Raw genomic sequence first — 22,468 nt, forward strand, 5'->3', positions numbered from 1 at the left:
CGCCGTCAAACATGACGCCCTACCTCAAGGTGCCGCCAGACATGACGCCGTCTCGCGGCGCCCGTCGTCAGTCGTCGTACCCGACCACCAGGTTCATCCCCGCCTGCCGGGCACGCCCGACCGCCGTGCCGGCCGTGGCCAGCAGCGCATCCACGCCGGTGATCCCTTCGGTGACTTCGGCCACGCCCACTGAGAGAGTGGTACGCACGGCAGTGAATTCACCGGAGAACACGTGGCGCGCCATGCGCTCGCGAATGCGCTCGGCCAGCACGAGGCCGCCTGAGAGTTCGGTACTGGGGAGCAACACGCCGAAGGCTTCGCCGCCAATACGTCCCACCACGTCGGTCGTGCGCGACTCCTGGCGGCACACCCACGCGATGGCGCGCAGCCATTCATTGCCGAAGGCCTCCCCGTGCTGATCGGCCAGGTCGCGGAAGCGGTCGGGGTCGACGAGCAGCAGCGTGAGCGGCTGGCCGTACCGACGGGCACGGGCCACTTCGCTCTGCGCCACATCGAAGAACGCGCGCCGGGCCGAGACCCCGGTGAGGTAATCGGTGGTGCTGGAGGTATCGTCACGCAGCCGTTCCTCGAGCCGGCGGCGCTCCGATACATCGTGGGACACCACCGAGTACCCCACCGCCGCGCCCGACGTGTCGCGCAGTGCGGTCACCACCGTGGTCGCCCAGAAGGTCGTGCCGTCCTCACGCTGCCGGTGGCCCTCTTCCTCACACCAGCCGTTGCGGGCAGCGAGGGCGAGGGTCTCGGCCACATAGCCAGCCCCGCCGCGGTCGGGCGGCAACAGCGCCGACATGCTTTGCCCGATGATGGCCCCGCTGCCGAACAGGTGCACGCGCTCGGCGGCACTGCTCCAGCTGTCCACCTTGCCCTCGGCGTCGAGCGTGTAGATGGCGTACTCCCGCACGGCGCCCTGCACCGCATTGAGTCGCTGTTCAAGACGCGACACCAGGCCGCGCGCCGAGGCCAGCGACGACGCGTCGGTGGTCACGGCCACGATGCGTCCCGTGGACACCTTGACGAGCGTGAGGAACACGCCGCTGTGCTGGCCGGGCGCCAGCAGTTCAAGGTTCTCCACGATGATGCCGCGCGGCCCGTCGAAGCCGCGCACCCGTGCCGGCAGGTCGGGCGCGACGTCGGCGAGGGTGTTGAACAGGTCGTCGAGCGACCCGGAACTGGTGAAAGGCGTGAGGAGGCGCCGCGCCGCGAGATTGGCGACTTCGACCCGGCCGTGTTCATCGACATCGACGAGACCGACCGGCGACAGCAGGAAGAGATCGAGCAGCGCCTCCGGGGTCACGCCAGGGCCTCCCCACTCGCGCCGGCATCGGTGGCCGGAGCGGCGGCTGTCGCGAGGGCGCGGGTGCGGATCTCCTCGAGCACCCGTTCGACGAAGGCCTCCTGCGACAGGATCTCCTGTTTCTTGCCGGCGCCGCGGGCCCGCAGCGCCACCGTGTGCTCCTCCGCCTCACGGCGCCCGATGACGCACATGTACGGCACCTTCTCCACCTCGCCCTCGCGCACGCGGTAGTTGAGCGTTTCGTTGCGGGCGTCGAGCGTGGCGCGAATGCCGAGCGCCTTCATGCGTGCCACCAGCTGCTGCGCGTGGTCGTTGTAGTCGATCGCGATGGGAATCACGCGCACCTGCTCGGGCGCGAGCCAGAGCGGGAACGCGCCGCCGAAGTGCTCGATGAGGATGGCAATGAACCGTTCGAACGACCCGCTCACCGCGCGGTGGATGACGACCGGGCGGTGCGGTGCATTGTCCTCGCCGGTGTAGCTGAGGTCGAACCGCTCCGGGGCGTTGTAGTCGAGCTGGATGGTGCCCAGCTGCCACGCGCGCCCGATGCTGTCGGTCACGTCGAAGTCGATCTTGGGGCCATAGAAGGCGCCGTCGCCCTCTTTCATCTCGTACGGCCGCCCCGTGCCATCGAGCGCCGCCCGCAGCGCCGCTTCAGCGCGATCCCACAGCTCGTCGCTGCCGATGCGCTGCTCGGGACGCGTCGCGAACTTGAGCGTGGCCTTGAGTCCGAAGGTATCGTAGTACGACAGGATGAAGTCCATGAGGAACTTCACCTCGCTCTCGATCTGATCTTCGCGCAGGTACACGTGGCAGTCGTCCTGCGAGAACTGCCGCACCCGCGTGAGGCCGGAGAGCGCCCCCGACAGCTCGTTGCGGTGCAGCACGTCGAAGGTCACGTAGCGCACCGGCAACTCGCGGTAGCTGTGCTTGTGCGACGCGAACAGCACGTGATGCGACGGGCAGTTCATGGGCTTGAGCGACATGTCGTGCTCCCCCGTCTCGTTGTCGAGCACGAGGAACATGTTCTCCTTGTACTTGCCCCAGTGTCCCGACTGCTCCCACAGCTTCTTGTTGTACAGCAGCGGCGTCTTGATTTCCTGGAACGCCTCCTGCTGCCGCTCGCGCACGAACCCTTCGAGCGTGTTGTAGAGCGTGGTGCCCTTGGGGGTCCAGAACGCGGCACCTGGGGCCTGCGGGAACAGCTGGAACAGACCGAGCGCCTTGCCCAGCACGCGGTGATCGCGCTTCTTCGCCTCCTCGAGATTGTGCAGGTGCGTCTCGAGTTCGTCCTTCTTGAAGAAGGCGGTGGCGTAGATGCGCTGCAGCATTTGCCGCTTCACGTCGCCGCGCCAATAGGCACCGGCGGTGTGCAGCAGCTTGAAGTGCTTGAGGTGCGACGTGTCGGGCACGTGGGGGCCGCGGCACAGGTCGATGAACGGCCCGTCGGTGTACGTGCTGATGATCTCGTCGGTGCCGTCGAAGTCGGCCAGTCGCTCGAGCTTGAGCGGGTCGTCGGCAAAGAGCTGCTTCGCTTCGTCCACCGAGACTTCGGCGCGCACGAACGGGTACTTCTCGGCCACCACCTTGCGCATCTCGGCTTCGAAGGCGGCCAGATCCTCGGGGGTGAACGGTGACTCCACCTCGAAGTCGTAGTAGAAGCCGTCGTCGATGGCGGGGCCGAAGCCGATCTTCGCGTCGGGGCGCAGGCGGCGCACGGCGGTGGCCAGGATGTGCGCGCCCGAGTGCCGCAGCACGCCCAGTGCCCGCGGATCCTTGTCGGTAATGACCACGAATCGGCCCGAGCGGCGCAGCGGGGTCATGAGATCCTGGACGTCGCCGTCGACGGCCACGGCCAGCGCCGCCTGCAGCAGGCGTGCGCCAATGGAGCCGACCACATCGCGGGCGAGGGTCCCCGGCGCGACTTCGCGCGTGTTGCCATCGGGGAGCGTGAGCACGATCGGACCTTCACCAGCAGCGGACGTTCCGGCAATCATCGGACGGGACAGCGAAAGGACGCGAGCGACATCTGCCACGTGCCGACCAGGCACCTGGCACGAGGACGCACGGCTACGGTCCGTGGCAGTCGACCTCGCTCGGCAAGAGTGGTCAAGTTATCCTTCCATGAGAACTTACGCCACGAGGCGGCTTTCGCCGGCGACGTGGCCGGTACTTTGCGAGGGATGGGAGATGGGACGCGCACGACGAGGACCAAGCAACTCACGGACCGGGACGTTGCTGCTGGTGGCGCTGGGCGCCGTGGCCGGGCTGGCCATTGGCATGGCCCTAGCTGACCGAGCAGGCGGCGTGAGCGGCCTGCTGCGTCGCACCAACCGGCGGCGTGATCGCGATGCCGAGAGGGCGCGGGACGCCGAATGGGAAGCGGGATGGGACGGCCTCGACGCGCCCCCCGACGACGATCCGCTCGAAGCCGACGACACCCCTCACGAGGCGGCGGCGCCAACCGCGGCCCCGACCCGGCCGTCGGCCGAGGAGCTGGAACAGCGGGTGCTCGAGGTATTCCGCAACGACCCTCTGCTGGCGACCCGCAACGTGGACATCGGCGCCGACCATCATGGCCGCGTGGAACTCACCGGATGGGTGGAGGAGCGCCGCGAGGTGGAGTACGCCCTCACGCTGGTGCGGGGCGTGCCCGAGGTGACCGGCGTGGTGAGCAACCTCATGATCCGGCGGCGCGCCGCCGGCTGACCAGCGGCGGCGGGGGCGGCGCATTCGGCAGGCGCCGCCCGGCCCACTCGGGGGGGCCGGGCGGTTATCTTTCCGGGCTATGACTGCGCCCGATACCGCTCTGCCCACGACGTACAACGCCGCCGCCACCGAGCCTTCCTGGTATGCCCGGTGGACCGAGCATGGGGTCTTCACCGCCGATCCGGTGCGCGGTGCCACGCGCGAGCCGTTCGTCATCGTCATCCCGCCGCCCAATGTGACGGCGGTATTGCACATGGGGCACGGGCTCAACAACACCGTGCAGGACGTGCTCATCCGCTGGCGACGCATGGCGGGCGACGAGGCGCTCTGGGTGCCCGGCACCGACCACGCCGGCATCGCGACGCAGAACGTGGTGGAGAAGCAGCTTGCCGCACACGGCCAGACCCGCTTCGACCTGGGTCGTGAGCCGTTCGTGCAACGGGTGGCCGAGTTCGTGGACAAGACGGGCGGCGAAATCCTCAATCAGCTCAAGTCCATCGGCTCGAGCGCCGACTGGACGCGCACCGCCTACACCTTCTCCCCCGAACTGTCGCGCGCCGTGCGGGAGACGTTTGTGCGCCTGCACGAGGATGGCCTCGTGTACAAGGGACACCGCGTCATTCACTGGTGCCCGCGCTGCGGCACCAGCCTGTCGGACGAGGAGGCGGAGTTCACCGACACCAACGGCAAGCTGTATCACCTGCGCTACCCGCTGGCGGATGATCCCACCCGGGGGATCACGGTGGCGACGACGCGCCCGGAGACGATGCTGGGTGACGTGGCGGTGGCGGTGAACCCCGACGACGAGCGCTATCAGGCGCTGATCGGCAAGCACGTCGTGCTGCCGCTCAACGGGGTGCGCATTCCCATCGTGGGCGACAGCTACACCGACCCGGCCTTCGGGTCGGGCGCCGTGAAGATCACGCCGGCGCACGATGCGAACGACTTCGAGGTGGCCAAGCGCCACGCCCTCGCGATGCCCGTCATCATCGACGCCGAGGGCATCGTGCGCGAGGTGGAGGGCGCGGCAGGACGCGTGCCCGACGCGCTGCGCGGCCTCGATCGCTTCGCTGCCCGCAAGGCCATCGTGATGCTGCTCGAGGAAGCGGGTGCGCTGCAGAAGATCGAGCCTCACGCCCACAGTGTGCGCCACTGTTACCGGTGCGACACGGTGGTGGAGCCCCGTCTCTCCGATCAGTGGTTCGTGCGCATGCAGCCGCTCGCCGACAAGGCGCTGGCCGCCCTGCGCACCGGCGAGCTGCGCATCCTGCCCGAACGGTGGGAAGCGGTGTACGTGAACTGGCTCGAGGGCATTCGCGACTGGAACATCTCCCGCCAGATCTGGTGGGGGCACCGCGTGCCCGTGTGGTACTGCACCGCGTCGTGCGGCCACGCGCCCATCGTGTCGCGCACGGATGTCACGTCGTGCCCCGGCTGCGGCGGCACCGTGCGCCAGGACGACGACGTGCTCGACACCTGGTTCTCCAGCTGGCTCTGGCCCTTCAGCACGCTCGGCTGGCCCGACGACACGCCCGACCTCAAGGCGTTCTATCCCGGTGATGTGCTCGTGACCGCCCCCGAAATCCTGTTCTTCTGGGTGGCGCGCATGGTCATGAGCGGCTGCTGGTTCATGGGCAAGGCGCCGTTCCATACGGTGTACCTGCACGGCACCGTGCGCGACATGCAGCATCGCAAGATGTCCAAGTCGCTGGGCAACGGCATTGACCCGCTCGACGTGGTGCAGCTCTACGGCGCCGATGCACTGCGCTGGACCATGGTGTCGGGACTCGGCCTCGGGGTGGACGTGATGCTCGACCCGAGCGACCTCGACAAGTCGTTCTCGCCGGGGCGCAACTTCTGCACCAAGCTGTGGAACATCGGTCGCTTCCTGCTCTCCCGTGTGGGCAGCGAACCGGTGGCCCCGGTCGCGCAACTCGACCGCGCGCAGCTTGCCCCCGCCGATCGCTGGATTCTCGAGCGCCTCGACGTGGCCATCGCCGACTGCGATGCCGCACTGGGGCCGGCGCGTCCGGGCAACGGCGCCACATGGAGCGACACCGAGCGGGGACGCGGGCTGCGCCTCAGCGAGTACGCCGAGGCGGCGCGCCGCTTTGTCTGGAACGAGCTGGCCGACTGGTACCTCGAGAGCATCAAGCCGCGCCTCGCGGCGGAGGGCACCGCCGACCGGGAAGTGGCGCGGGCCGTGCTGGCGCACGCCTTCGATGGCGCCTTGCGGCTGCTGCACCCCGTGGTGCCGTTCATCACCGAAGAGCTGTGGCAGAAGCTGCCGCAGACCACACCCGGCACCTTCCTCGCGCAGGCCGCCTGGCCGGTGCCGTCGGGTGAGGCGCCCGGCGCCGGCGATGCCTTCGAACTGGTGCGCGCCGCGGTGGCCGCGATCCGACAGGTCCGTTCGGAGTACAACGTGAATCCGGGTGCGTGGGTGGACGCCGTGCTGGTGGCCACCGGGGAGGCGCAGGCGGTGATGACGCTGCAGGCCGACACCGTGGGATCCCTCGCGCGGGCCAAGGTCCGCGTGGAACACACCAACCCGGGGGGAGCCGCCGCGCAGCTGTTGCTGGCAGGCGGTGTGGAGTTGGTGGTGCCACTGGCCGGGATGGTGGATCTCGACAAGGAGAAGCAGCGCTTGGAGACGGAAATCGCGCAGCTCGACAAGCAGCTCACGGCGCTGGAGGGGCGTCTCGCCAATGCGGGGTTCGTGGCGAAGGCGCCACCGGCGGTGGTGGAGGCTGAGCGCACCAAGGCAGCGGAGTGGGGGGCCCGGCTGACGCAGCTGCGCGACAAGCTCGCCACCCTCGGCGCGTGAGTCTGGGACGCATGGTGGCGGGGCACGCGCGGGCGCTGCGCCGGTTGGTGGTCGTGGTGGCGGCGCTTGCCGGCGGGGTGGCCTGTGCCAACCAGGCGCTTCCGCGCGGCGGCCCCGAAGACGTCGCCGCGCCGAAGATCGTACGCATCACCCCCGAAAACAACGCCGTCTCCGCGCGTCCCGGTCAGGTGGTCCTCAAGTTCGACGAAGTCATCAGCGAAACACCCGCCAGCGGTCGCGATCTTGAAGAGCTCATTTTCATCAGTCCCAAGAGCGGTGCCCCGCGCGTGGACTGGGATCGGACCTCCATTGGCATCCGCCCCTCTCGTGGCTGGAAGCCCAACACGGTGTACACCGTGCAGGTGAAGGCGGGGCTGCAGGACCTGTATCAGAACAAGATCGACTCGTCTATCCGCGTGGTCTTTTCCACCGGTCTGCCCATCCCCGACACACGCCTTTCCGGCGTGGTGTTCGACTGGCCCGAAGGACGTGGGTTGAGCGGCGGCGTGGTGGAAGCCGTGAGTCAGGATACCACCATCGTGTACCAGGCAGTGGCCGACTCGGTGGGGCGGTTCGCACTGCGCAACATTCCCGTTGGGCCGTACTTCCTGCGCGCGTACGGTGACCGCAACAACAACAAGGATCTCGACCCGCTCGAGATCTGGGACTCCGTGCGGGTGACGCTCACGCAGGAGGCAAGCGCCGAGTTCTATGCGGTGGGGCGCGATACGGTGGGGTTGCGCATTGCCACGATCGAACCGACCGACAGCAACCGCGTGCTGAAGGTCACGTTCGACAAGCCGTACGCGGTGGACCAGTTCTTCGTGCGCGAGGGGGCGCGATTGGTGCAGCTGCCCGATTCCACCCTCATGAGCGTGAAGCTGGTGCAGACGGCGCAGCAGAAGCTGCAACTGGACTCGCTGCTCGTGCGCCGCAAGGCCGATTCCCTGGCCGCCGCGGCGGCAGCGAAGGATTCACTCACCCCCGAGCAGCGGGCTCGCCGCGACTCGGTGGCGGCCGTGCGGCGCGCCGACAGCGTGCTCGCGGTCACTCGCCAGCGCGAGCGCGCGGCCCGTGAGGCGGCGCGCGCGGCCGGGCGGCGCTACAACCCGGCCGATACGGTGCCCCCGCCGCAGCTCAAGCGCCCGAAGGTGTACAAGGAGATGTATATCACGCTCGACGCGCCGCTTCCCGACGGCAAGAGCTACCGCCTGCAGCTGAACGGGGTGCGCAGTCTCAACGAGATCGTGAAGTCGCCCGCGCGCAATTTCACCATCCCCAAGGCGAAGGTGGACAGCAGCAAGCTGGAGGCAAGACCTGACAGCGCCGTGCGCCGCGATACCAGCACGGCCGGCGCCGGGCGGCCGCGCGGTCGTGGGTGAGCGCATGGAGCCGCTCCGCCCTGCCCTGTTCGTCGATCGCGATGGTACGCTCATCGCCGATGCCCATTACCTGTCTGACCCGGCCGGTGTGCGGCTGCTCCCCGACACGGGCACGGCGGTACAACTGGCCCGGACAGTGGGCGTACCGCTCGTGATCGTCACCAACCAGTCGGGCATTGCGCGCGGCCTCATCACCGCGGCCCAGTACGAGGCGACCCGTGCGCGCACCGAAGCGCTCATTCATGCGGCGGGTGGTGTGGTGCTGACCACGTATCACTGTCCGCATTACGTCGACTTCACAGGGCCCTGCGAGTGCCGCAAGCCCGGACTTGGCATGTACCAGCAGGCGGCGCGCGACTACCCGCTCGATCTCGCGCGCAGCGCCTACATTGGCGACCGCTGGCGTGACGTGCAGCCGGCGCTGGCCACCGGAGGGCTGGGCATTCTCGTGCCCGGACGCGAAACCCCGGTGGCCGATCAGACGCGCGCCGAAGAGGCGGTCAGGCAGCAGGCCCCCATTGCCGTGGCCCGCACGCTCACCGAGGCGGTGACGCTGGCCATCACCCGGCTCGGCATGGGCGTGGCCCCGTGATCATCCCTCCGGTTGCCCACGGGCCCCACGCATGACCGCATCCGCCGCGGTGTCCACCCCGTCCCGCATCGCCGTGCTGGCGTCCGGGGGCGGCTCCAATCTGCAGGCGCTGCTCGATCACTTCAGCGGCGCCGGCGCCGCGCAGGGTGAAATCGTGTGGGTCGGTTCGGACAAGGCATCCGCCGGTGCCTTGCAGCGGGCAGCCGGGGCCGGGATTGCCACGGACGTGGTGACCGATCCGCGCGACGGCGGCGCGCTCATCGCCATGCTCGATGCCGCGCGCGTCGACCTGCTGGTGCTGGCGGGATATCTCAAGCTCATCCCCGAGGCGGTGGTGCACGCCTTTTACGGACGGCTCGTGAATGTGCACCCGGCGCTGCTGCCGGCCTTCGGAGGACCCGGGATGTATGGCCGACACATTCACGCGGCAGTCCTTGCGCACGGCGCTACGGTCACCGGCGTCACGGTGCACTTCGTGGACGCCCAGTACGACCGCGGCCCCATCATCGCGCAGTGGCCGGTGCCGGTGCTCCCGGGCGACACGGCGGAACGCCTGGCCGCGCGCGTGCTGCGTGTGGAGCACCGGCTGCTGCCGCTGTGCGTAGGCGCGGTGGCCACCGGCGCCATCGTGCTCGGCGACGATGGCCAGGTCCATGGCCATCTCGACGGACCGGTGAGCCCCGCAGCACCGGCTTGGCGCTTCGGTCTCGTGGCCGATCCACCGGCCGCCCCCTCGCATGACGGCGCCGCGTTCGCACAGGACGTGGCCCGACTCTTTCCGCGCTGAAGCTCGCGCGGCCTCTTCACTCCACGTCCTGCCTCTCCGGATTCCCCTTCATGCGCGCCCTGCTTTCCGTCTCCGACAAATCGGGCCTCGTGCCCTTCGCCCAAGGGTTGGCTGCCGCGGGTGCGGAACTCGTCTCCACCGGCGGCACGGCGCGCACATTGCGCGAGGCCGGGCTCGCGGTGCGGGACATCAGCGAGTTGACTGGCTTTCCCGAGATGCTCGACGGGCGCGTGAAGACGCTGCACCCGGTCGTGCACGGTGGTCTGCTGGCGCGCCGTGACCTGCCGGAGCACATGGAGGCCATCAAGGCGCATGGCATCGGCACGATCGATCTGGTGGTCGTGAATCTGTATCCGTTCCGCGAAACGGCCGCGAAGCCTGGGGTGCATCCGGACGACGTGATCGAGAACATCGATATCGGCGGGCCGAGCATGCTGCGCTCGGCGGCCAAGAACTTCGAGAGCGTATGGGTGATCGCCGACCCGAGCGATTACGCACGGGTGCTGACGCACGTGACGGCAGGTACCGACGACGCCGCACTCCGCCGCCTGCTCGCGGAGAAGGTGTACGCCCATACGAGCGCGTATGACGCGGCCATCGCGCAGTGGTTTGCGCAGCAGCGCGGCGAGCCGTTCCCCGACCGGTATCCGCTGGCGTTCGAGAAGCAGCAGAGCCTGCGCTACGGCGAGAATCCGCAGCAGCGCGCGGCCTTCTACGTGGAGAAGCCGGGTGCCGGACTGGGCGCGCTCGTGCAGAAGGGGGGCAAGGAGCTGTCGTTCAACAACCTGCTCGACCTCGAGGGGGCGCTGCTGGCCATCGAACCCTTCGCCGAGCAGCCGGCGTGTGCGATCATCAAGCACACCACGCCGTGCGGTCTGGCCACCGGCAGCGATGCGCTTGATGCCTACCGCAAGGCGCTGGCCTGTGATCCGGTGAGCGCGTTCGGCAGTGTGATTGCCTTCTCCGTGCCGGTGGATGTGGCGGCGGCCGAGGTCATCTCGAGCCTGTTCGTGGAGTGCATCGTCGCGCCGCGCTTCGAGGACGAGGCGGTGGAGATTCTTGGCCGCAAGAAGAACCTGCGGGTGCTCGAGGGACGCGCCACCTGGCCGGCCAACACCATGGATCTCAAGCGTGTGCGCGGCGGCCTCCTCGTGCAGGACCGCGCGCCGGCTCCCACCGATCCGCAGCAGTGGAACGTCGTGACCACCCGCCAGCCGACCGGCGATGAACAGCGGGACCTGCTCTTCGCCTGGAAGGCGGTGGCAAGCGTGAAGAGCAATGCGATCGTGCTGGCCCGCGGCGGGGCGACGATCGGCATTGGGGCGGGGCAGATGAGCCGCGTGGACGCCAGCTTCGTGGCGGTGCACAAGGCCACGTCCCTCGGGCACACCACGCAGGGCGCCGCGTTGGGGTCGGACGCCTTCTTCCCCTTCCGCGACGGGATCGATCAGGCCGCCGCGGCGGGGGTTACGGCCATCGTGCAGCCAGGGGGCAGCGTGCGCGACGAGGAAGTGATCGCGGCCGCGAACGAGCACGGCATGACGATGATCTTCACGGGCGAACGGCTCTTCCGCCACTGAGCGCTGCGCGGTGCGTGGTGAGAGCTGAGCCCTTGTATCTGGCTCAGCTCTCATCGCGATCCGGGCTCACCTCTCATGTGTCCGCCGCCGTGCTGCGGACTCAGCCCTCGAGCTCGCGATCCCTGGTCGCGTGGTATGCCCCCAGCGCCGAGATCATCACCAGCAGCGGCTGCTCCAGCATGAGGTACTGCACCTTGCTCACGGGCAGCAGCAAGACGGTGCCGGCAATGAGGTACACCATGGCTTCCGTGCGCCCCGCGCGCCGGTAGGCCTGCTGCAAGCTCCATGCAAACAGGCCAACGGCGAGCCCCGCCATCATGGCCAGCACGATTCTGAACCCCACCAGCATGGGCGGCGATCCCCTCAGGCCGCGAGTTCGGTGAGTGCCCGTACCAGCAGGTCGAGCTCCTGCGTGGTGGTGAACAGCTGCGGCGTGACGCGCACGCCGGTCACGCCGGCGCTGTCGATGGCCACGGTGAAGATGCGGTAGCGATCCTGCAGGGCGGTGGCGAGATCGCCGGGCGTCATGCCGGTGATGCCCACGTTCGCAATGGCCCCGGTCCGCGCCGGGTCGCTCGGGGTGAACAGGCGAATGCGCGGGATCGTGCGCACCCGGCTTGTCCAATACTGCTGCAACCAGCGCAGCCGCTCCTGCTTGCGCTGGATACCGATCGCCTCGTGGAAGACGATCGCATCCTCGATCGCGAGGTCGGTCGCCACCGGGTGCGTCCCGGTGTGATTGAGCTTGCGGATGTCGGTCGCGGCAAAGCCCTCGTCGCCGTAGAGCGGCCACAGCCGCTCGACCGCGTCTGACTTCACGTACAGGATGCCGGCGCCGAGGGGGGCGCCGAGCCACTTGTGCAGGGAGGCGCCGTAGAAATCGCAGTGGAGATCGGGGATGCGGAAGTCCAGCTGCGCAAAGGTGTGGGCGCCGTCGACCATGACCGGGACGCCGCGCGCGTGGGCCATGTCGCAGATCTTGCGCACCGGCAGGATGTGGCCGGTGATGTTGATCATGTGACAGACCATGAGCAGCTTCGTGCGCGGGGTGATGGCGTTGGCATACACCTGCACCACGTCATCGTCGCTCAGCGGATCGAGCGGCACGGTGACGCGGGTGTTCACGCTTCCCCATCGCCGCGCCATGAGGGCGAAGTGGTCGAGCATGGCCCCGTAGTCGTGCACGGCCATGACCGCCTCGTCGCCGGCGCGCCAGTCGAAGCCGCTGACGACCGTGTCGAGCGATTCGGTGGTATTGCGCGTGATGATGAGGTCGTCTGGGGGGCACCCCGCCAGTGCCGCCAGCCGCGCGCGCACACGGGACTTGTCGGCAGCCTGCACCGTGCGCATGTAGCGGCTGCTCACCGCATTCACGTCGCGGATGTGCTGCAGATAGCGTTCGAGCACCGGCTGCGACTGCATGGAGTAGTAGCCATGCTCGAGATGCACGAACGCGGTGGGCACGGCATACTTCGCCCGCAGGCCGCTCCAGAAGTCGTCGCGGCGCGCCAGGTCGGCGGGTGGCAGGGCCAGGAGCCGCTGCTGTGACGGGGACAGGGCCAGTGCGGCGGCCGCCCCGCCCAGGGTACGAAGAAAGTCGCGCTTGTGCATGCCCCAACGGGTCAGATGTGACGGCAACGTCCCAGCGCGGGTTGGGAGGTGCCCCGGAGCGCCGCCCCGGGAAAGTAAGCGATCAGGACCGCTGGCGTGACGGGGGCCGCCGACGGGTTGTGCCCCCTCCGCTGCGGGGCGAACTTTGGTGATTCCAGAAAATCCGCAGCACCTCGGCCGTACACCGGCGTCCCTCCGGCCGCCGGCCGCACACCCTCCGATCAGTCCATGACCGTCGCAGCGACCGCTTCCGCGACCTCGACCAGCTTCGGCACCAGCCGTGCCGAAGCGGCCGAACTCGATTACCGACCGTCCTACCTCGCCGCCGCGCTCGCGGGGCTCGTGACCTTTCTGCTGTATATCGTCACGCTGGCCCCCACCACGTCGATGTGGGACACCAGCGAGTACATCGCGGCCGCCTACGTGCTCGGGCTCCCGCATCCGCCGGGCAATCCGTTTTTCGTGCTCATTGGTCGGGTGGCCAGCATCCTTCCCATCGCGCCCACCGTGGCCATGCGCATCAATGTGCTGGCGGCGCTCTCCAGCGCCGTGAGCGCGATGTTCTGGTTCCTCGTGACCGAACGGGTGCTCGTGCAGTGGATGCCGCGTCGCTGGCAGCGCATTGTGGGCGGGTCCCTGGCCGTCCTCATCGGGGCCACCGCGTTCACCGTGTGGAACCAGTCGGTGGTGAACGAAAAGGTCTACACCGTCTCGCTCGTGGGGCTGGCCATCATCTGCTGGCTCACCGTGCGCTGGTGCGATGATCCGGAAGGCCCCACCGCCGACCGCGTACTCGTCCTCATCGCCTATCTGCTGGGGCTCGGCTACACCAACCACATGGCCGGCATGCTGGCGGCGCCCGCCGTGGGCGTGGCCGTGCTCATTCGCCGGCCGCAGACGGTGCTGCGCTGGAAGCTGCTGGTGGCCTGCGCCGCCGCCCTCGTCTTCGGGCTCACCCCCTTTGCCACGCAGCCCATTCGCGCTGCGCATTTCCCCGCAATCAACGAAGGGGAACCCACGGGGTGTGTGACCGAGATCAAGCTCGATTGCACCTTCAGTGCGCTCACCTACGAGCGCTTCATGTACAACTTCAACCGCGGCCAGTACGGCAAGCCGGAGCTCGGCGAACGCCAGGCCCCCTTCGCCGCGCAGCTGGGGATGTACTGGCTGTACTTCAAGTGGCAGTGGCTGCGCGACGCGTACAACGAGAACCCGGGGCTGCAGAACGGGCTCGCCGTGTTCTACTTCATCCTCGTCATCCTCGGCGGATGGATGCACTGGCAGAAGGACCGACGCAGCTTCTGGTTCTTCGGTCCGCTCGTCTTCACGATGACGCTGGGGCTCATCTTCTACCTGAACTTCAAGTACGGGCATTCGCAGGCGCCCGAGCTGGGGGACAGCGTGCCCCGCGAAGTGCGCGACCGTGACTACTTCTACCTCTGGAGCTTCTCGGCGCTCAGCGTGTGGGCGGCGCTGGGGCTGTTCTACCTGTGGGAAACGGTGGCCTCGCTCTTTGGCGCCGACGAGGTGCGGTTGGGCAAGCAGACGGTTACCGAACCGCGCACCCGCAGTTTCCTGCTCGCGTCGCCGCTTTTGGCCGTGGCGTTCATCCCGCTCGTCGGCAACTGGACGCAGGCCTCGCGCGCCGGGCAGACCGACACCACCGACTTCGCCCGCGACCTGCTCAACTCCGTCGAGCCGTACGGCATTCTCATCACGGTGGGCGACAACGACACCTTCCCGCTCTGGTATGCGCAGGAGGTGGAAGGGATCCGTCGCGACGTGATCGTGGCGAACACGTCGCTGCTCAACACCGACTGGTACGTGCGCCAGCTGCTGCGCCGTCCCGCCTTTGACTACGACGAGGCCAAGGGACCGGCCCTCTACAAGGGCGGCAACTGGAAGAAGCCCTCGGGGCCGCCGGTGAAGATGACCTTCGACGAGGCCGACGCGCTGCCGCTGGCGATCGCGACCCCGGAGAACGCCGCCTTCCAGAAGGACGACATCATTGCCCAGCCGCGCCTGCCGCAGATCATGAAGGCCGACCAGATGGTGTACTTCATGCTGCGCGACGCCTTCCCCGATCGTGGCATGTTCTTCAGCCGCACGGCCGGCGGCTACCCGTACGAGCTGGGGCTCGAGCGGTATGTCGTGACCCAGGGCATGGTCAAGAAGCTGATGCCGAAGCCCGTCACCCCCAGCGACGACATCGTGCTTATTCCCGGCGAAGGCGCCATGGATGTGACACGATCGATGGCGCTCTGGAAGGATGTCTTCACCGCCACCAAGTCGCTTGCCGCCCGCAACGGCTGGGTGGACGACGCGTCGGTCGGCATCCCCGACCTGTACGTGATCAGCGGCATCACGCTGGCTGAGGCGTTGGCGCAAACCGGCCGCACGGAAGAGTCGCGCACGGTCTACGACCAATCGAAGCAGATCGCCACGGCCATGCGACGGGCGCAGATCTTCGGCTTCGACCGGCAGCCCACCCTCCCCATTGCCCCGGGAGCCGACACCGCGGCGCAACCGCTGTTGTTGCCGCCGGCCGACAGCAAGTAGCCAGAAGGCCATCGCCTCGAAACACAGAAACGGCTGAAGCGTTCATGAGGGCATGAGCTGGTCTGCCCTGCTGTTCCTGCTGGCCATGGGTCAGCCACCGGCCGCGCGCCCCGATTCCATCGGCGAGGTGCGCGGCCGGGTCATTGACGCCGAGAGCCGCGCCCCGGTGGCGGCCGCCACCGTGGTCGTGCGCGGCACCCGGATCGGGACGCTCACCGGCGATGATGGGCGCTATGTGCTGCCGGGCGTTCCGGCCGGACGGCCCACGCTGGTCGTCTCCCGCGTAGGATACACGCCGGCCACGCGTGAGGTCACCGTGGCCATCGGCGAACGTACCACGCTGGACGTGGTGCTCACCCCCGGCGGTACGCAGCTGACCACGGTGCGCGTCGCGGCCGAGGCCACCGAACGGGAGCAGTTCCGCCTGTCGGCCGCGCCGGGGGTGATGACCGTGCGCGGGGAAACGCTCAAGCGGGTCCCGGTCATTGGTGAGCCCGACGTGCTGCGCGTCGTGCAACTGCTCCCCGGGGTCGTGGCCACCAACGACTTCACCGCGGGCTACAACGTGCGCGGCGGTGAAAGCGACCAGAATCTGGTGCTGCTCGACGGCTTCCCCATCTACAACCCGTTTCACCTGGGTGGCCTATTCGGCACGTTCATCGACGAAACGGTGGGCGAGTTCGAGCTCATGCCCGGCGGGTTTCCGGCGCGCTACGGCACGCGGCTCTCCAGTGTGCTCAACGTGGTGCCCAAGGCCGAGGCGCGCAGCGGCGTGCACGGCGCGGTGGGGGTCTCGCTGCTGGCCACCACCCTCTCGCTGGGTGGCACCGTGCGGGGCACCACCAGCTGGAACGTGGCCGCCCGGCGTACCTACGCCGACCGCTTCGTGTCGCTGTTCACCGACAACCAGTTGCCGTACTGGTTCACGGATGTGCAGAGCCACATCCGGCATCGCTTCAGCAATGGTGGCACGCTGTCGGCCACGGCGTATTGGGGAAGCGATGTGATCGATGCGTCGCTCGCGATCTTCGGTGATTCAACCTCGGCCGGCGGTGGGCGGCTCGCCTTCGACTGGGGCAATTCGCTGCTCGGCGTGGCGTACGAGCAACCGCTGGGGGCACGCGGTACCCGCTGGCTTGGCGCCGACTCGGCGCGTGTCATGCAGCGTCTGTCGAGCACCGGCTTCGGCACGACGCTCGATCTGGGCAACGGCTCCCTGCGCTTCGACAACTCCCTTGCCGACCGGCGCGCGTGGGGTGAGGTGGCCCGGTGGCGCGGACGGCACGAGACCCTCGCCGGCTACGAGTGGTCGAGCTATCAGCTGGGCTTCGCCGCCACGGCGAGCGCCGCCGGCTCCGACGCCATTCTCGACGTGAACAACGGTCCGACGGCGGCGAGCGTGTATGTGGATCACACCGTGCGCGGCAGCCGTGTGCTGGCGCGGGTGGGGCTGCGCGGCGAGACCGTGACCGGCACCGGGTGGCAAGGGGTGTCGCCGCGGGCCTCGGTCAAGTGGTTTGCCTCCCGCGACCTCGCGTTCACCGTGAGCGGCGGGCGCACCACGCAGTGGACGCCGGCGCTGCGCAACGAGCAGGCGCCAGTGCGGGTGTTCGACTTCTGGCTCGTGGCCAACCGCTCCACCCCGGTGGCGTCCGCGTGGCAGGGCATCGTGGGTGGTGAGCGCTGGTTCGGCGCGTCGCGCTTCGTGCGGCTCGAGACGTGGCTCAAGGATTACGACCGCCTGCCCGTTTCCAACCTCTTCAACGATCCGGACGTGCAGGGTGACGAGTTCGTCGAAACCGAGGGGCGCTCCTACGGCGTCGACCTGCTGGTGCGACAGCTCGAATCACAGAAGCTGTCGGGGTGGCTGGCCTACTCGTACGGCGTGAGCTGGCGCGATGGTCCGGAGGGGCGCTTCGCCCCCGTGCAGGATCGTCGGCACAACCTGAACGTGGTGACCTCGTACCGTCCGGGGGGGCGCTTCGGGTACGGAGCACGACTGGGGCTGGGCACCGGCACCCCCTTCACCGATGTCGTGGGACAGCTGGTGCGGCGTCGCTACGACCCGCTGTCCAACAGCTTCGCCACGCAGAATACCCCGGTGTCGCGCGAGCCCATTGGCGGCCGTCGCAACGGCGCCCGCTTTCCACTGGTGCAGCGCCTGGACCTGAGCGTGACGCTCACCCGCCCGGGAAAGCGCACGTGGGCCCCCTACCTGTCGCTCGTGAACGCCTACAATGCGCGCAACGTGTTCACCTACATCTTCGACTATACCGCCAATCCGCCCACGCGCACGGCGTTCACCCAGTTCCCGCTGCTGCCCACCGTGGGCGTCACGGTGACCTGGTGATGCGTCCGTTTCCCGACATGCACAGCGGCCGCCGCGCGCTGGTGGCCGCGCGGACGATGGGGCTGGCGCTGGCGCTGGCAGCCTGCGAGTTCGACAAGGTGAGTGTGGCTCCGCCCGCCCCGCTGGTGGTGGTGCACGCGGTGCTCAACGCCGACGCCGCGGAACAGGTGATCCTCGTGGAGGCATCGCTTACCGGGCGCGTGGGAATCAACGACAGCCGCGATTTCAACCCGCTCGATCCCATTCGCACCGCGGGCGGCGAACCCATTGCCGGCGCCGATGTGCGGCTGCTCGCCGGCGCCGACACCGTGGGCGTGCGCGCCACCGAGAGCCGCATAGGCACGCGCGGCACCGGCCGCTACGCGATTCCCCGCAGTGCCCTCGCGGTTACGCCCGGGCAGCGATACCGACTGCGCGTGCGCACCAGCGACGGCCGTGTCGTGACGGGAGAAACACTCGTACCGGGTGCGCCTCCGGGGTGGGTGGCCGGCGCGCTGCCGGTGCAACGTGCGTCGTTCGTGCGCGACACCGACACCCTGCGGCTCACCTGGCCCGCGGTGACCGGTGCGCGCACCTATGCCGTTCGCGTCGAAACGCCGTATGGTCCGTGGGCGCTCTTTTCCGACAGCACGCGCTTTTCTCTGACCGGTACCCTGCGGAACTTCCTCGCGGACGGGCTCCCCAACGTCTGGTTCCCCGGCTTTCGCCAGATTGCCACCGTCGTGGCGGTCGATCGCAACTTCTACGACTACAATCGCTCCGGGAACGACCCGTTCGGCGGTACGGGGCTCATCAGCAGCGTGCAGGGTGGCCTTGGCCTCTTCGGCAGTCTCGTCGAACTGCGGCGGCAGGAGGTGACCGTCACGCAGCGCGATCGCGCCCCGCTCGACGCGGCATGGACCGGCACGAGTACCACGGGCGCCACGGTGGTCGTCGACCTGTGGGCCGAAGATCCCGGGCCGCGATTCTCTGCGGTCAGCGGGCGCGTGCGGGCGCCGGAGCAGTTCGCCGTGGGCACGCTCGGCGGCGACGGGACGCTGCGCCTGGCCACGCTGCGCAGCACGTCGGGGGCGGACACGGCGGGGCTGTTCACCGGACGCCTGCAGGGCGACTCGATCACGGGCAGCTGGTCGACGCGGTTCGACAGCAGCGGCCCCCGCCTGTTCCGACGCTCACGCCGACCATAGCGAGAAGGGCGACGTCCGGCGCCATGGTCCGTTCCAACGACCGGGAGGTACATTCCCGTGTCCCGGTCGTTTTTCCTACCGACGGAGTTTCCGGCATGTTCGTGTCCCGCGTTGCCCGCCCGATGGCTGCCCTCGCTCTCCTTACCCTGCCCGGCGTGGCCATGGCGCAGGGGTTCCGCGGCGGCACACAGATCAAGCCGGGCGAGGAGTGCCCCCCGGGCACCACCGAGATCCGCCCGCGTAGCTGCCTGGCCCCTGAGGGAGCCGTGCCGAGCATCGTGGACTATCGGCCCAAGAGCACGCTCAAGGTGCCAGCAACGATGCGCATGAAGGCCAAGTTTCCCGTCGTGGATTTCCACGGGCATCCGTCCGGACAGCTGGGGAGCGTGGACGCCATCGAGCGCATGGGCAAGCAGCTCGACTCGATCGGCGTGCGCCTCATGCTTGTGGCCAACAACGTGAGCGGCGAGGCGCTCACCCGCGGCATCGCCATCGTGAACAGCACGCCCACCATGAAAGATCGCGTGCGCTTCCTCACCGGTATCAGCTTCGCCGGTGTGGGGACCCCTGGCTGGGCGGAGAAGACGGTGGCCCAGATGGAAGCCGACAAAAAGGCGGGGGCCGTGGGCATTGGCGAGGTGGGCAAGGGCTTCGGCCTGTCCACGCGCAAGGCCGATGGCTCGCGCCTCAAGCTGAACGATCCCGAGCTCAAGCCGGTGTGGGCCGCGGCAGCCCGCCTCAAGCTCCCGGTGTTCATCCATACGGCCGACCCGCAGGAGTTCTTCCGCCCCGTCGACTACACCAACGAACGGTGGCTCGAACAGTCCCTCTTCCCGGAGCGGCGGTACCCGCAGGATCGGTATCCGAGCTTCGAGCAGCTCATGGCCGAACGGGACAGTCTCTTCAAGGCCAATCCGCAAACCACATTCGTGGCGGCGCATCTGGGATGGCACGCCAACGATCTGGGCCGACTGGGGCGCATGTTCGACGAGATGCCGAACGTGCTGGGGGAGATGGGGGCAGTGCTCTACGACATTGGCCGGCAGCCGCGCGCCGCCCACGATTTCTTCGTGAAGTATCAGGACCGCATTCTCTTCGGCAAGGACAGTTACCAGCCGGAGGAGTATCCGTACTACTGGCGCGTGCTCGAAACACGCGACGACTACTTCGACTACTACCGCGACTACCACGCGTTCTGGAAGCTGTACGGCATCGACCTGCCCGATGTGGTGCTGAAGAAGGTGTACTACCAGAACGCGCTCCGCATCACGGGCATCCCCACCACGGGCTGGCCGAAGTAAGCGTCCATGCATTCGCCGGTTGAATGCATCGGGTCCGAAAATTCGAATCGTGTACCTATTGTTGCCCTCATGGCGGCGCCCTAACGTGATGGGGTGATCGCTCTCGCGATCGCATCCTGGTTGGGGAGTAGCCGCCCGTGCCGGACACGGGAGCGGTCGACCGTCATCACGAGACGCGAGTCTCCGGTCGGCCGCGTGCGGAAGCATCCGCATTGCGCGAGACCACCGCACACTCTGTGTCGTGCGGTGTCGCGCTGCCCCTGGCGAGTCCACCGCACGGCACCGCCCCCTGGAGGGGATGCCGATGAACGAAGCGCTGGAAACACCGTGGCGCGGGCGTATGCGGTTGTTGTCTGCCGATCGTCACCTGCCGCGTCGCAATGAGCCGCTCACCGAACAGGAGCGTGACGCCATCGAGGCGTGGCTCACCAACGGCTCGAACATCATCACGTACACGCGTGGCCGACCGACGCGCGAGGGGCGCCCGGTCTGGGTGGTCACCACGCAGGGGGTGCTCATTGCCACCCTCACCGATGAAGGATTCGACCGCGTGCGGGCGCGTGCACATTGGGTGCCGGCCGAGCACCTGCGGCGGGTGGACATGGTCACCGACGCCGAGTTGCCGATGGTACGCGTTGTGACCATCTCGCGCCGGTTCGTACTGCACGGTGTGGACGTGGACAGTGCCGTGCGCTTTGTGGCGCTGGCCAAGGCGGCCATGGCCGCCAGCGAGCCACCGCGCCGTGGTGTTGCCCGGACCACGGAGCTGCGCTGATGCGCCCCTCACCAAATCGGCGCAGCCACGCGCGGGACCTGTTGCGTCATGGAGTGGCCGCCGTGGCTCTCGCCTCCCTCGCGCTGGTGGGCGAGGCGCGAGCCCAGGGCACGTCGTCCTCGCCGCGCGCCAAGGGCGCCGCGCCTCCGCTTCGCGTGGCCGTGTTCAATGCGCGGGTGGTGTTCGACTCCATGCCCGAGCGCTCGGCGGCCGAGTCGGAGTTCGCTCTCGAGCAGGCGAAGGCGCGCACACTGCTCAGCGCCGCCACCGATTCACTGCGCGCGGCACTCGACGAGTTCGTACGCCACGAAGCGCGCCTGACACCGCGGCAGCGCGAGGCGACGGCCATGCATCTGCGCGCGCGCGAGCTGCTGGTGGAGGAAATGGCCGCCAATCTCGACCATGTGATCCTCACGCGGCAGGCCGAACTGCAGCAGCCGTTGCGCGAGCGAGTACGTGCCGCCGTACGCGCCGTGCGACTGCGTGCCGGCTATGACCTCGTGCTCGATCGCTCGAACGATCAGGTCATCTTCGACGCCGACGACAAGGCCGATATCACGGCGGCCGTGCTGCGTGAACTGCGGGAGCAAATGCAGATCGCCCGCTCACCGAACGGACGGTGAGCGGGCGATTGCGACGTGCGGGGCGATGCGGCGCGGACTGCGATGTCAGTCGCGGCGCCCCTGCAAGCGCGACAGCAGTCGCAGCAGCTCGAGATACAGCCAGATCAGCGTAACCATGAGGCCGAAGGCGGCGAACCACTCCATCGCCTTCGGCGCCCCCATACGCGCCCCTTCCTCGATGCGGTCGAAGTCGAGCACCAGATTGAGTGCCGCAACGCCGGCAATGGCCACATTCACGCCAATGGCGAGCCAGCTCGTGCTGGTGAAGTAGCCGACCTGCACCCCGAAGAGCGACAGCAGGAAGGAGCCGAGGTAGAAGAGGCCGATGCCGATGACGGCGCCCAGCATCATGCGCTTGAAGCCGGCCGTCGCGCGCAGAATGCGCAGGCGATAGAGCACCAGCACTCCCGCTGCGACCCCGAAGGTGAGCAGCACCGCCTGCTGCGGCAGCCCGGCGAAGCGCGTGTTGTAGAGCGCCGAAATGGCGCCCAGCAAGATCCCTTCCAGCGACGCATAGATGGGCGCGGTCCACGGCGCCCACTGGGGGCGGAAGCTGGTCACGAGGGCGAACACGAACCCGCCCAGGCCACCCACGAGCATGGCGGGCATGACCAGCTCCGGGCGGCCGCCAGCCACCTGTTACCAGGTCATCGTGGCCGAAAAGACCACGACGGCCAACAGCAGCATGGCTTTCCCAGCCGTCCCGGCCACGGTCATGGCGCCGGGAGAAACGAGGCCGAAGGTCTGGCGCGCCGTGTCCGCGAAGCGCGAAAGGACTGGATTGTTGGTACGCATGAAGCGGGGAGCTGAGGGACAGGTTGCCGTGTGGCCGCCACCGCTCCGCCTGCCCGGCACGGGCAGCGCGGGACG

The 22,468-nt window shown here is 68.4% G+C and carries 18 protein-coding genes; 12 read left to right on the forward strand and 6 right to left on the reverse strand.

Features of this window, described 5'->3' with window-relative positions; all coding sequences use genetic code 11:
- Positions 1–67: 67 nt before the first annotated feature.
- Together O9271_RS08785 and thrS are read right to left on the reverse strand one after the other, a co-directional pair.
- The gene (locus O9271_RS08785) at positions 68–1,315 is read right to left on the reverse strand and encodes a diguanylate cyclase (protein WP_298268390.1); all 1,248 of its coding nucleotides are present in this window, start codon (positions 1,313–1,315) and stop codon (positions 68–70) included.
- Entirely contained in the window at positions 1,312–3,273 is a 1,962-nt protein-coding gene (gene thrS / locus O9271_RS08790; protein WP_298268392.1) for a threonine--tRNA ligase, read from the reverse strand. Before thrS ends, O9271_RS08785 begins: the two co-directional genes overlap by 4 nt.
- 232 nt (positions 3,274–3,505) lie before the next feature.
- Here thrS and O9271_RS08795 point away from each other — a divergent pair, with 232 nt between their 5' ends.
- From O9271_RS08795 to purH, 6 genes are all read left to right on the forward strand, one after another.
- Positions 3,506–4,024 (forward strand): BON domain-containing protein, encoded by a 519-nt coding sequence (locus O9271_RS08795; RefSeq protein WP_298268394.1) that lies wholly within the window; start codon positions 3,506–3,508, stop codon positions 4,022–4,024.
- A 79-nt stretch (positions 4,025–4,103) separates the two neighbouring features.
- On the forward strand, positions 4,104–6,851 hold the full coding sequence (locus tag O9271_RS08800) for a valine--tRNA ligase (protein WP_298268396.1): 2,748 nt from the start codon (positions 4,104–4,106) through the stop codon (positions 6,849–6,851).
- Positions 6,848–8,233, forward strand: a complete 1,386-nt coding sequence (locus tag O9271_RS08805; protein ID WP_298268398.1) for an Ig-like domain-containing protein — start codon at positions 6,848–6,850, stop codon at positions 8,231–8,233. Before O9271_RS08800 ends, O9271_RS08805 begins: the two co-directional genes overlap by 4 nt.
- Before the next feature lie 4 nt (positions 8,234–8,237).
- Positions 8,238–8,825, forward strand: coding sequence for an HAD-IIIA family hydrolase (locus O9271_RS08810; protein WP_298268400.1), 588 nt, complete (start codon positions 8,238–8,240; stop codon positions 8,823–8,825).
- 31 nt (positions 8,826–8,856) lie between these two features.
- Positions 8,857–9,612, forward strand: a complete 756-nt coding sequence (gene purN, locus O9271_RS08815) for a phosphoribosylglycinamide formyltransferase (protein WP_298268402.1) — start codon at positions 8,857–8,859, stop codon at positions 9,610–9,612.
- Positions 9,613–9,662: 50 nt separating this feature from the next.
- Complete coding sequence (gene purH, locus O9271_RS08820) at positions 9,663–11,192, forward strand: bifunctional phosphoribosylaminoimidazolecarboxamide formyltransferase/IMP cyclohydrolase (RefSeq protein ID WP_298268405.1); 1,530 nt, start codon at positions 9,663–9,665, stop codon at positions 11,190–11,192.
- Positions 11,193–11,292: 100 nt separating this feature from the next.
- Here purH and O9271_RS08825 read toward each other — a convergent pair whose 3' ends face one another.
- Together O9271_RS08825 and O9271_RS08830 are read right to left on the reverse strand one after the other, a co-directional pair.
- Complete coding sequence (locus O9271_RS08825) at positions 11,293–11,541, reverse strand: hypothetical protein (RefSeq protein ID WP_298268407.1); 249 nt, start codon at positions 11,539–11,541, stop codon at positions 11,293–11,295.
- Between the two features lie 14 nt (positions 11,542–11,555).
- Positions 11,556–12,803, reverse strand: a complete 1,248-nt coding sequence (locus O9271_RS08830) for an aminotransferase class V-fold PLP-dependent enzyme (protein WP_298268409.1) — start codon at positions 12,801–12,803, stop codon at positions 11,556–11,558.
- A 228-nt stretch (positions 12,804–13,031) separates the two neighbouring features.
- On the opposite strand from O9271_RS08830, the gene O9271_RS08835 reads away from it, so the two are divergent.
- From O9271_RS08835 to O9271_RS08860, 6 genes are all read left to right on the forward strand, one after another.
- Positions 13,032–15,362 carry a DUF2723 domain-containing protein gene (locus O9271_RS08835; RefSeq protein ID WP_298268410.1) on the forward strand — a complete coding sequence of 777 codons (2,331 nt, stop codon included), beginning with the start codon at positions 13,032–13,034 and terminating at the stop codon, positions 15,360–15,362.
- A gap of 52 nt (positions 15,363–15,414) precedes the next feature.
- The gene (locus O9271_RS08840) at positions 15,415–17,712 is read left to right on the forward strand and encodes a TonB-dependent receptor (protein ID WP_298268412.1); all 2,298 of its coding nucleotides are present in this window, start codon (positions 15,415–15,417) and stop codon (positions 17,710–17,712) included.
- Positions 17,712–18,899, forward strand: a complete 1,188-nt coding sequence (locus O9271_RS08845; protein WP_298268414.1) for a DUF4249 family protein — start codon at positions 17,712–17,714, stop codon at positions 18,897–18,899. Before O9271_RS08840 ends, O9271_RS08845 begins: the two co-directional genes overlap by 1 nt.
- A 95-nt stretch (positions 18,900–18,994) precedes the next feature.
- A complete protein-coding gene (locus O9271_RS08850) occupies positions 18,995–20,200 on the forward strand; it encodes an amidohydrolase family protein (protein WP_298268417.1) in 1,206 nt (401 codons plus the stop codon).
- A 304-nt stretch (positions 20,201–20,504) separates the two neighbouring features.
- Positions 20,505–20,975, forward strand: coding sequence for a hypothetical protein (locus O9271_RS08855; RefSeq protein ID WP_298268419.1), 471 nt, complete (start codon positions 20,505–20,507; stop codon positions 20,973–20,975).
- 62 nt (positions 20,976–21,037) lie between these two features.
- Positions 21,038–21,598: an OmpH family outer membrane protein gene (locus tag O9271_RS08860; protein ID WP_298268422.1), complete on the forward strand. Its 561-nt coding sequence runs from the start codon at positions 21,038–21,040 to the stop codon at positions 21,596–21,598.
- Between the two features lie 45 nt (positions 21,599–21,643).
- On the opposite strand, the gene O9271_RS08865 is transcribed toward O9271_RS08860, so the two are convergent.
- Together O9271_RS08865 and O9271_RS08870 are read right to left on the reverse strand one after the other, a co-directional pair.
- On the reverse strand, positions 21,644–22,207 hold the full coding sequence (locus O9271_RS08865; RefSeq protein ID WP_298268425.1) for a Bax inhibitor-1/YccA family protein: 564 nt from the start codon (positions 22,205–22,207) through the stop codon (positions 21,644–21,646).
- Between the two features lie 30 nt (positions 22,208–22,237).
- A complete protein-coding gene (locus O9271_RS08870; protein WP_298268428.1) occupies positions 22,238–22,393 on the reverse strand; it encodes a hypothetical protein in 156 nt (51 codons plus the stop codon).
- Positions 22,394–22,468 lie beyond the last annotated feature (75 nt).

The organism is Gemmatimonas sp. (assembly GCF_027531815.1).
Classification (GTDB): Bacteria; Gemmatimonadota; Gemmatimonadetes; order Gemmatimonadales; family Gemmatimonadaceae; genus Gemmatimonas.

Bases quoted from the DNA above. Each gene is read 5' to 3' on its own strand.
- O9271_RS08795 (WP_298268394.1), top strand. From the start codon at position 3,506: ATGGGACGCGCACGACGAGGACCAAGCAACTCACGGACCGGGACGTTG.
- O9271_RS08800 (WP_298268396.1), top strand. From the start codon at position 4,104: ATGACTGCGCCCGATACCGCTCTGCCCACGACGTACAACGCCGCCGCC.
- O9271_RS08810 (WP_298268400.1), top strand. From the start codon at position 8,238: ATGGAGCCGCTCCGCCCTGCCCTGTTCGTCGATCGCGATGGTACGCTC.
- purN (WP_298268402.1), top strand. From the start codon at position 8,857: ATGACCGCATCCGCCGCGGTGTCCACCCCGTCCCGCATCGCCGTGCTG.
- purH (WP_298268405.1), top strand. From the start codon at position 9,663: ATGCGCGCCCTGCTTTCCGTCTCCGACAAATCGGGCCTCGTGCCCTTC.
- O9271_RS08825 (WP_298268407.1), bottom strand. From the start codon at position 11,541: ATGCTGGTGGGGTTCAGAATCGTGCTGGCCATGATGGCGGGGCTCGCC.
- O9271_RS08830 (WP_298268409.1), bottom strand. From the start codon at position 12,803: ATGCACAAGCGCGACTTTCTTCGTACCCTGGGCGGGGCGGCCGCCGCA.
- O9271_RS08835 (WP_298268410.1), top strand. From the start codon at position 13,032: ATGACCGTCGCAGCGACCGCTTCCGCGACCTCGACCAGCTTCGGCACC.
- O9271_RS08840 (WP_298268412.1), top strand. From the start codon at position 15,415: ATGAGCTGGTCTGCCCTGCTGTTCCTGCTGGCCATGGGTCAGCCACCG.
- O9271_RS08845 (WP_298268414.1), top strand. From the start codon at position 17,712: ATGCGTCCGTTTCCCGACATGCACAGCGGCCGCCGCGCGCTGGTGGCC.
- O9271_RS08850 (WP_298268417.1), top strand. From the start codon at position 18,995: ATGTTCGTGTCCCGCGTTGCCCGCCCGATGGCTGCCCTCGCTCTCCTT.
- O9271_RS08855 (WP_298268419.1), top strand. From the start codon at position 20,505: ATGAACGAAGCGCTGGAAACACCGTGGCGCGGGCGTATGCGGTTGTTG.
- O9271_RS08865 (WP_298268425.1), bottom strand. From the start codon at position 22,207: ATGCCCGCCATGCTCGTGGGTGGCCTGGGCGGGTTCGTGTTCGCCCTC.
- O9271_RS08870 (WP_298268428.1), bottom strand. From the start codon at position 22,393: ATGCGTACCAACAATCCAGTCCTTTCGCGCTTCGCGGACACGGCGCGC.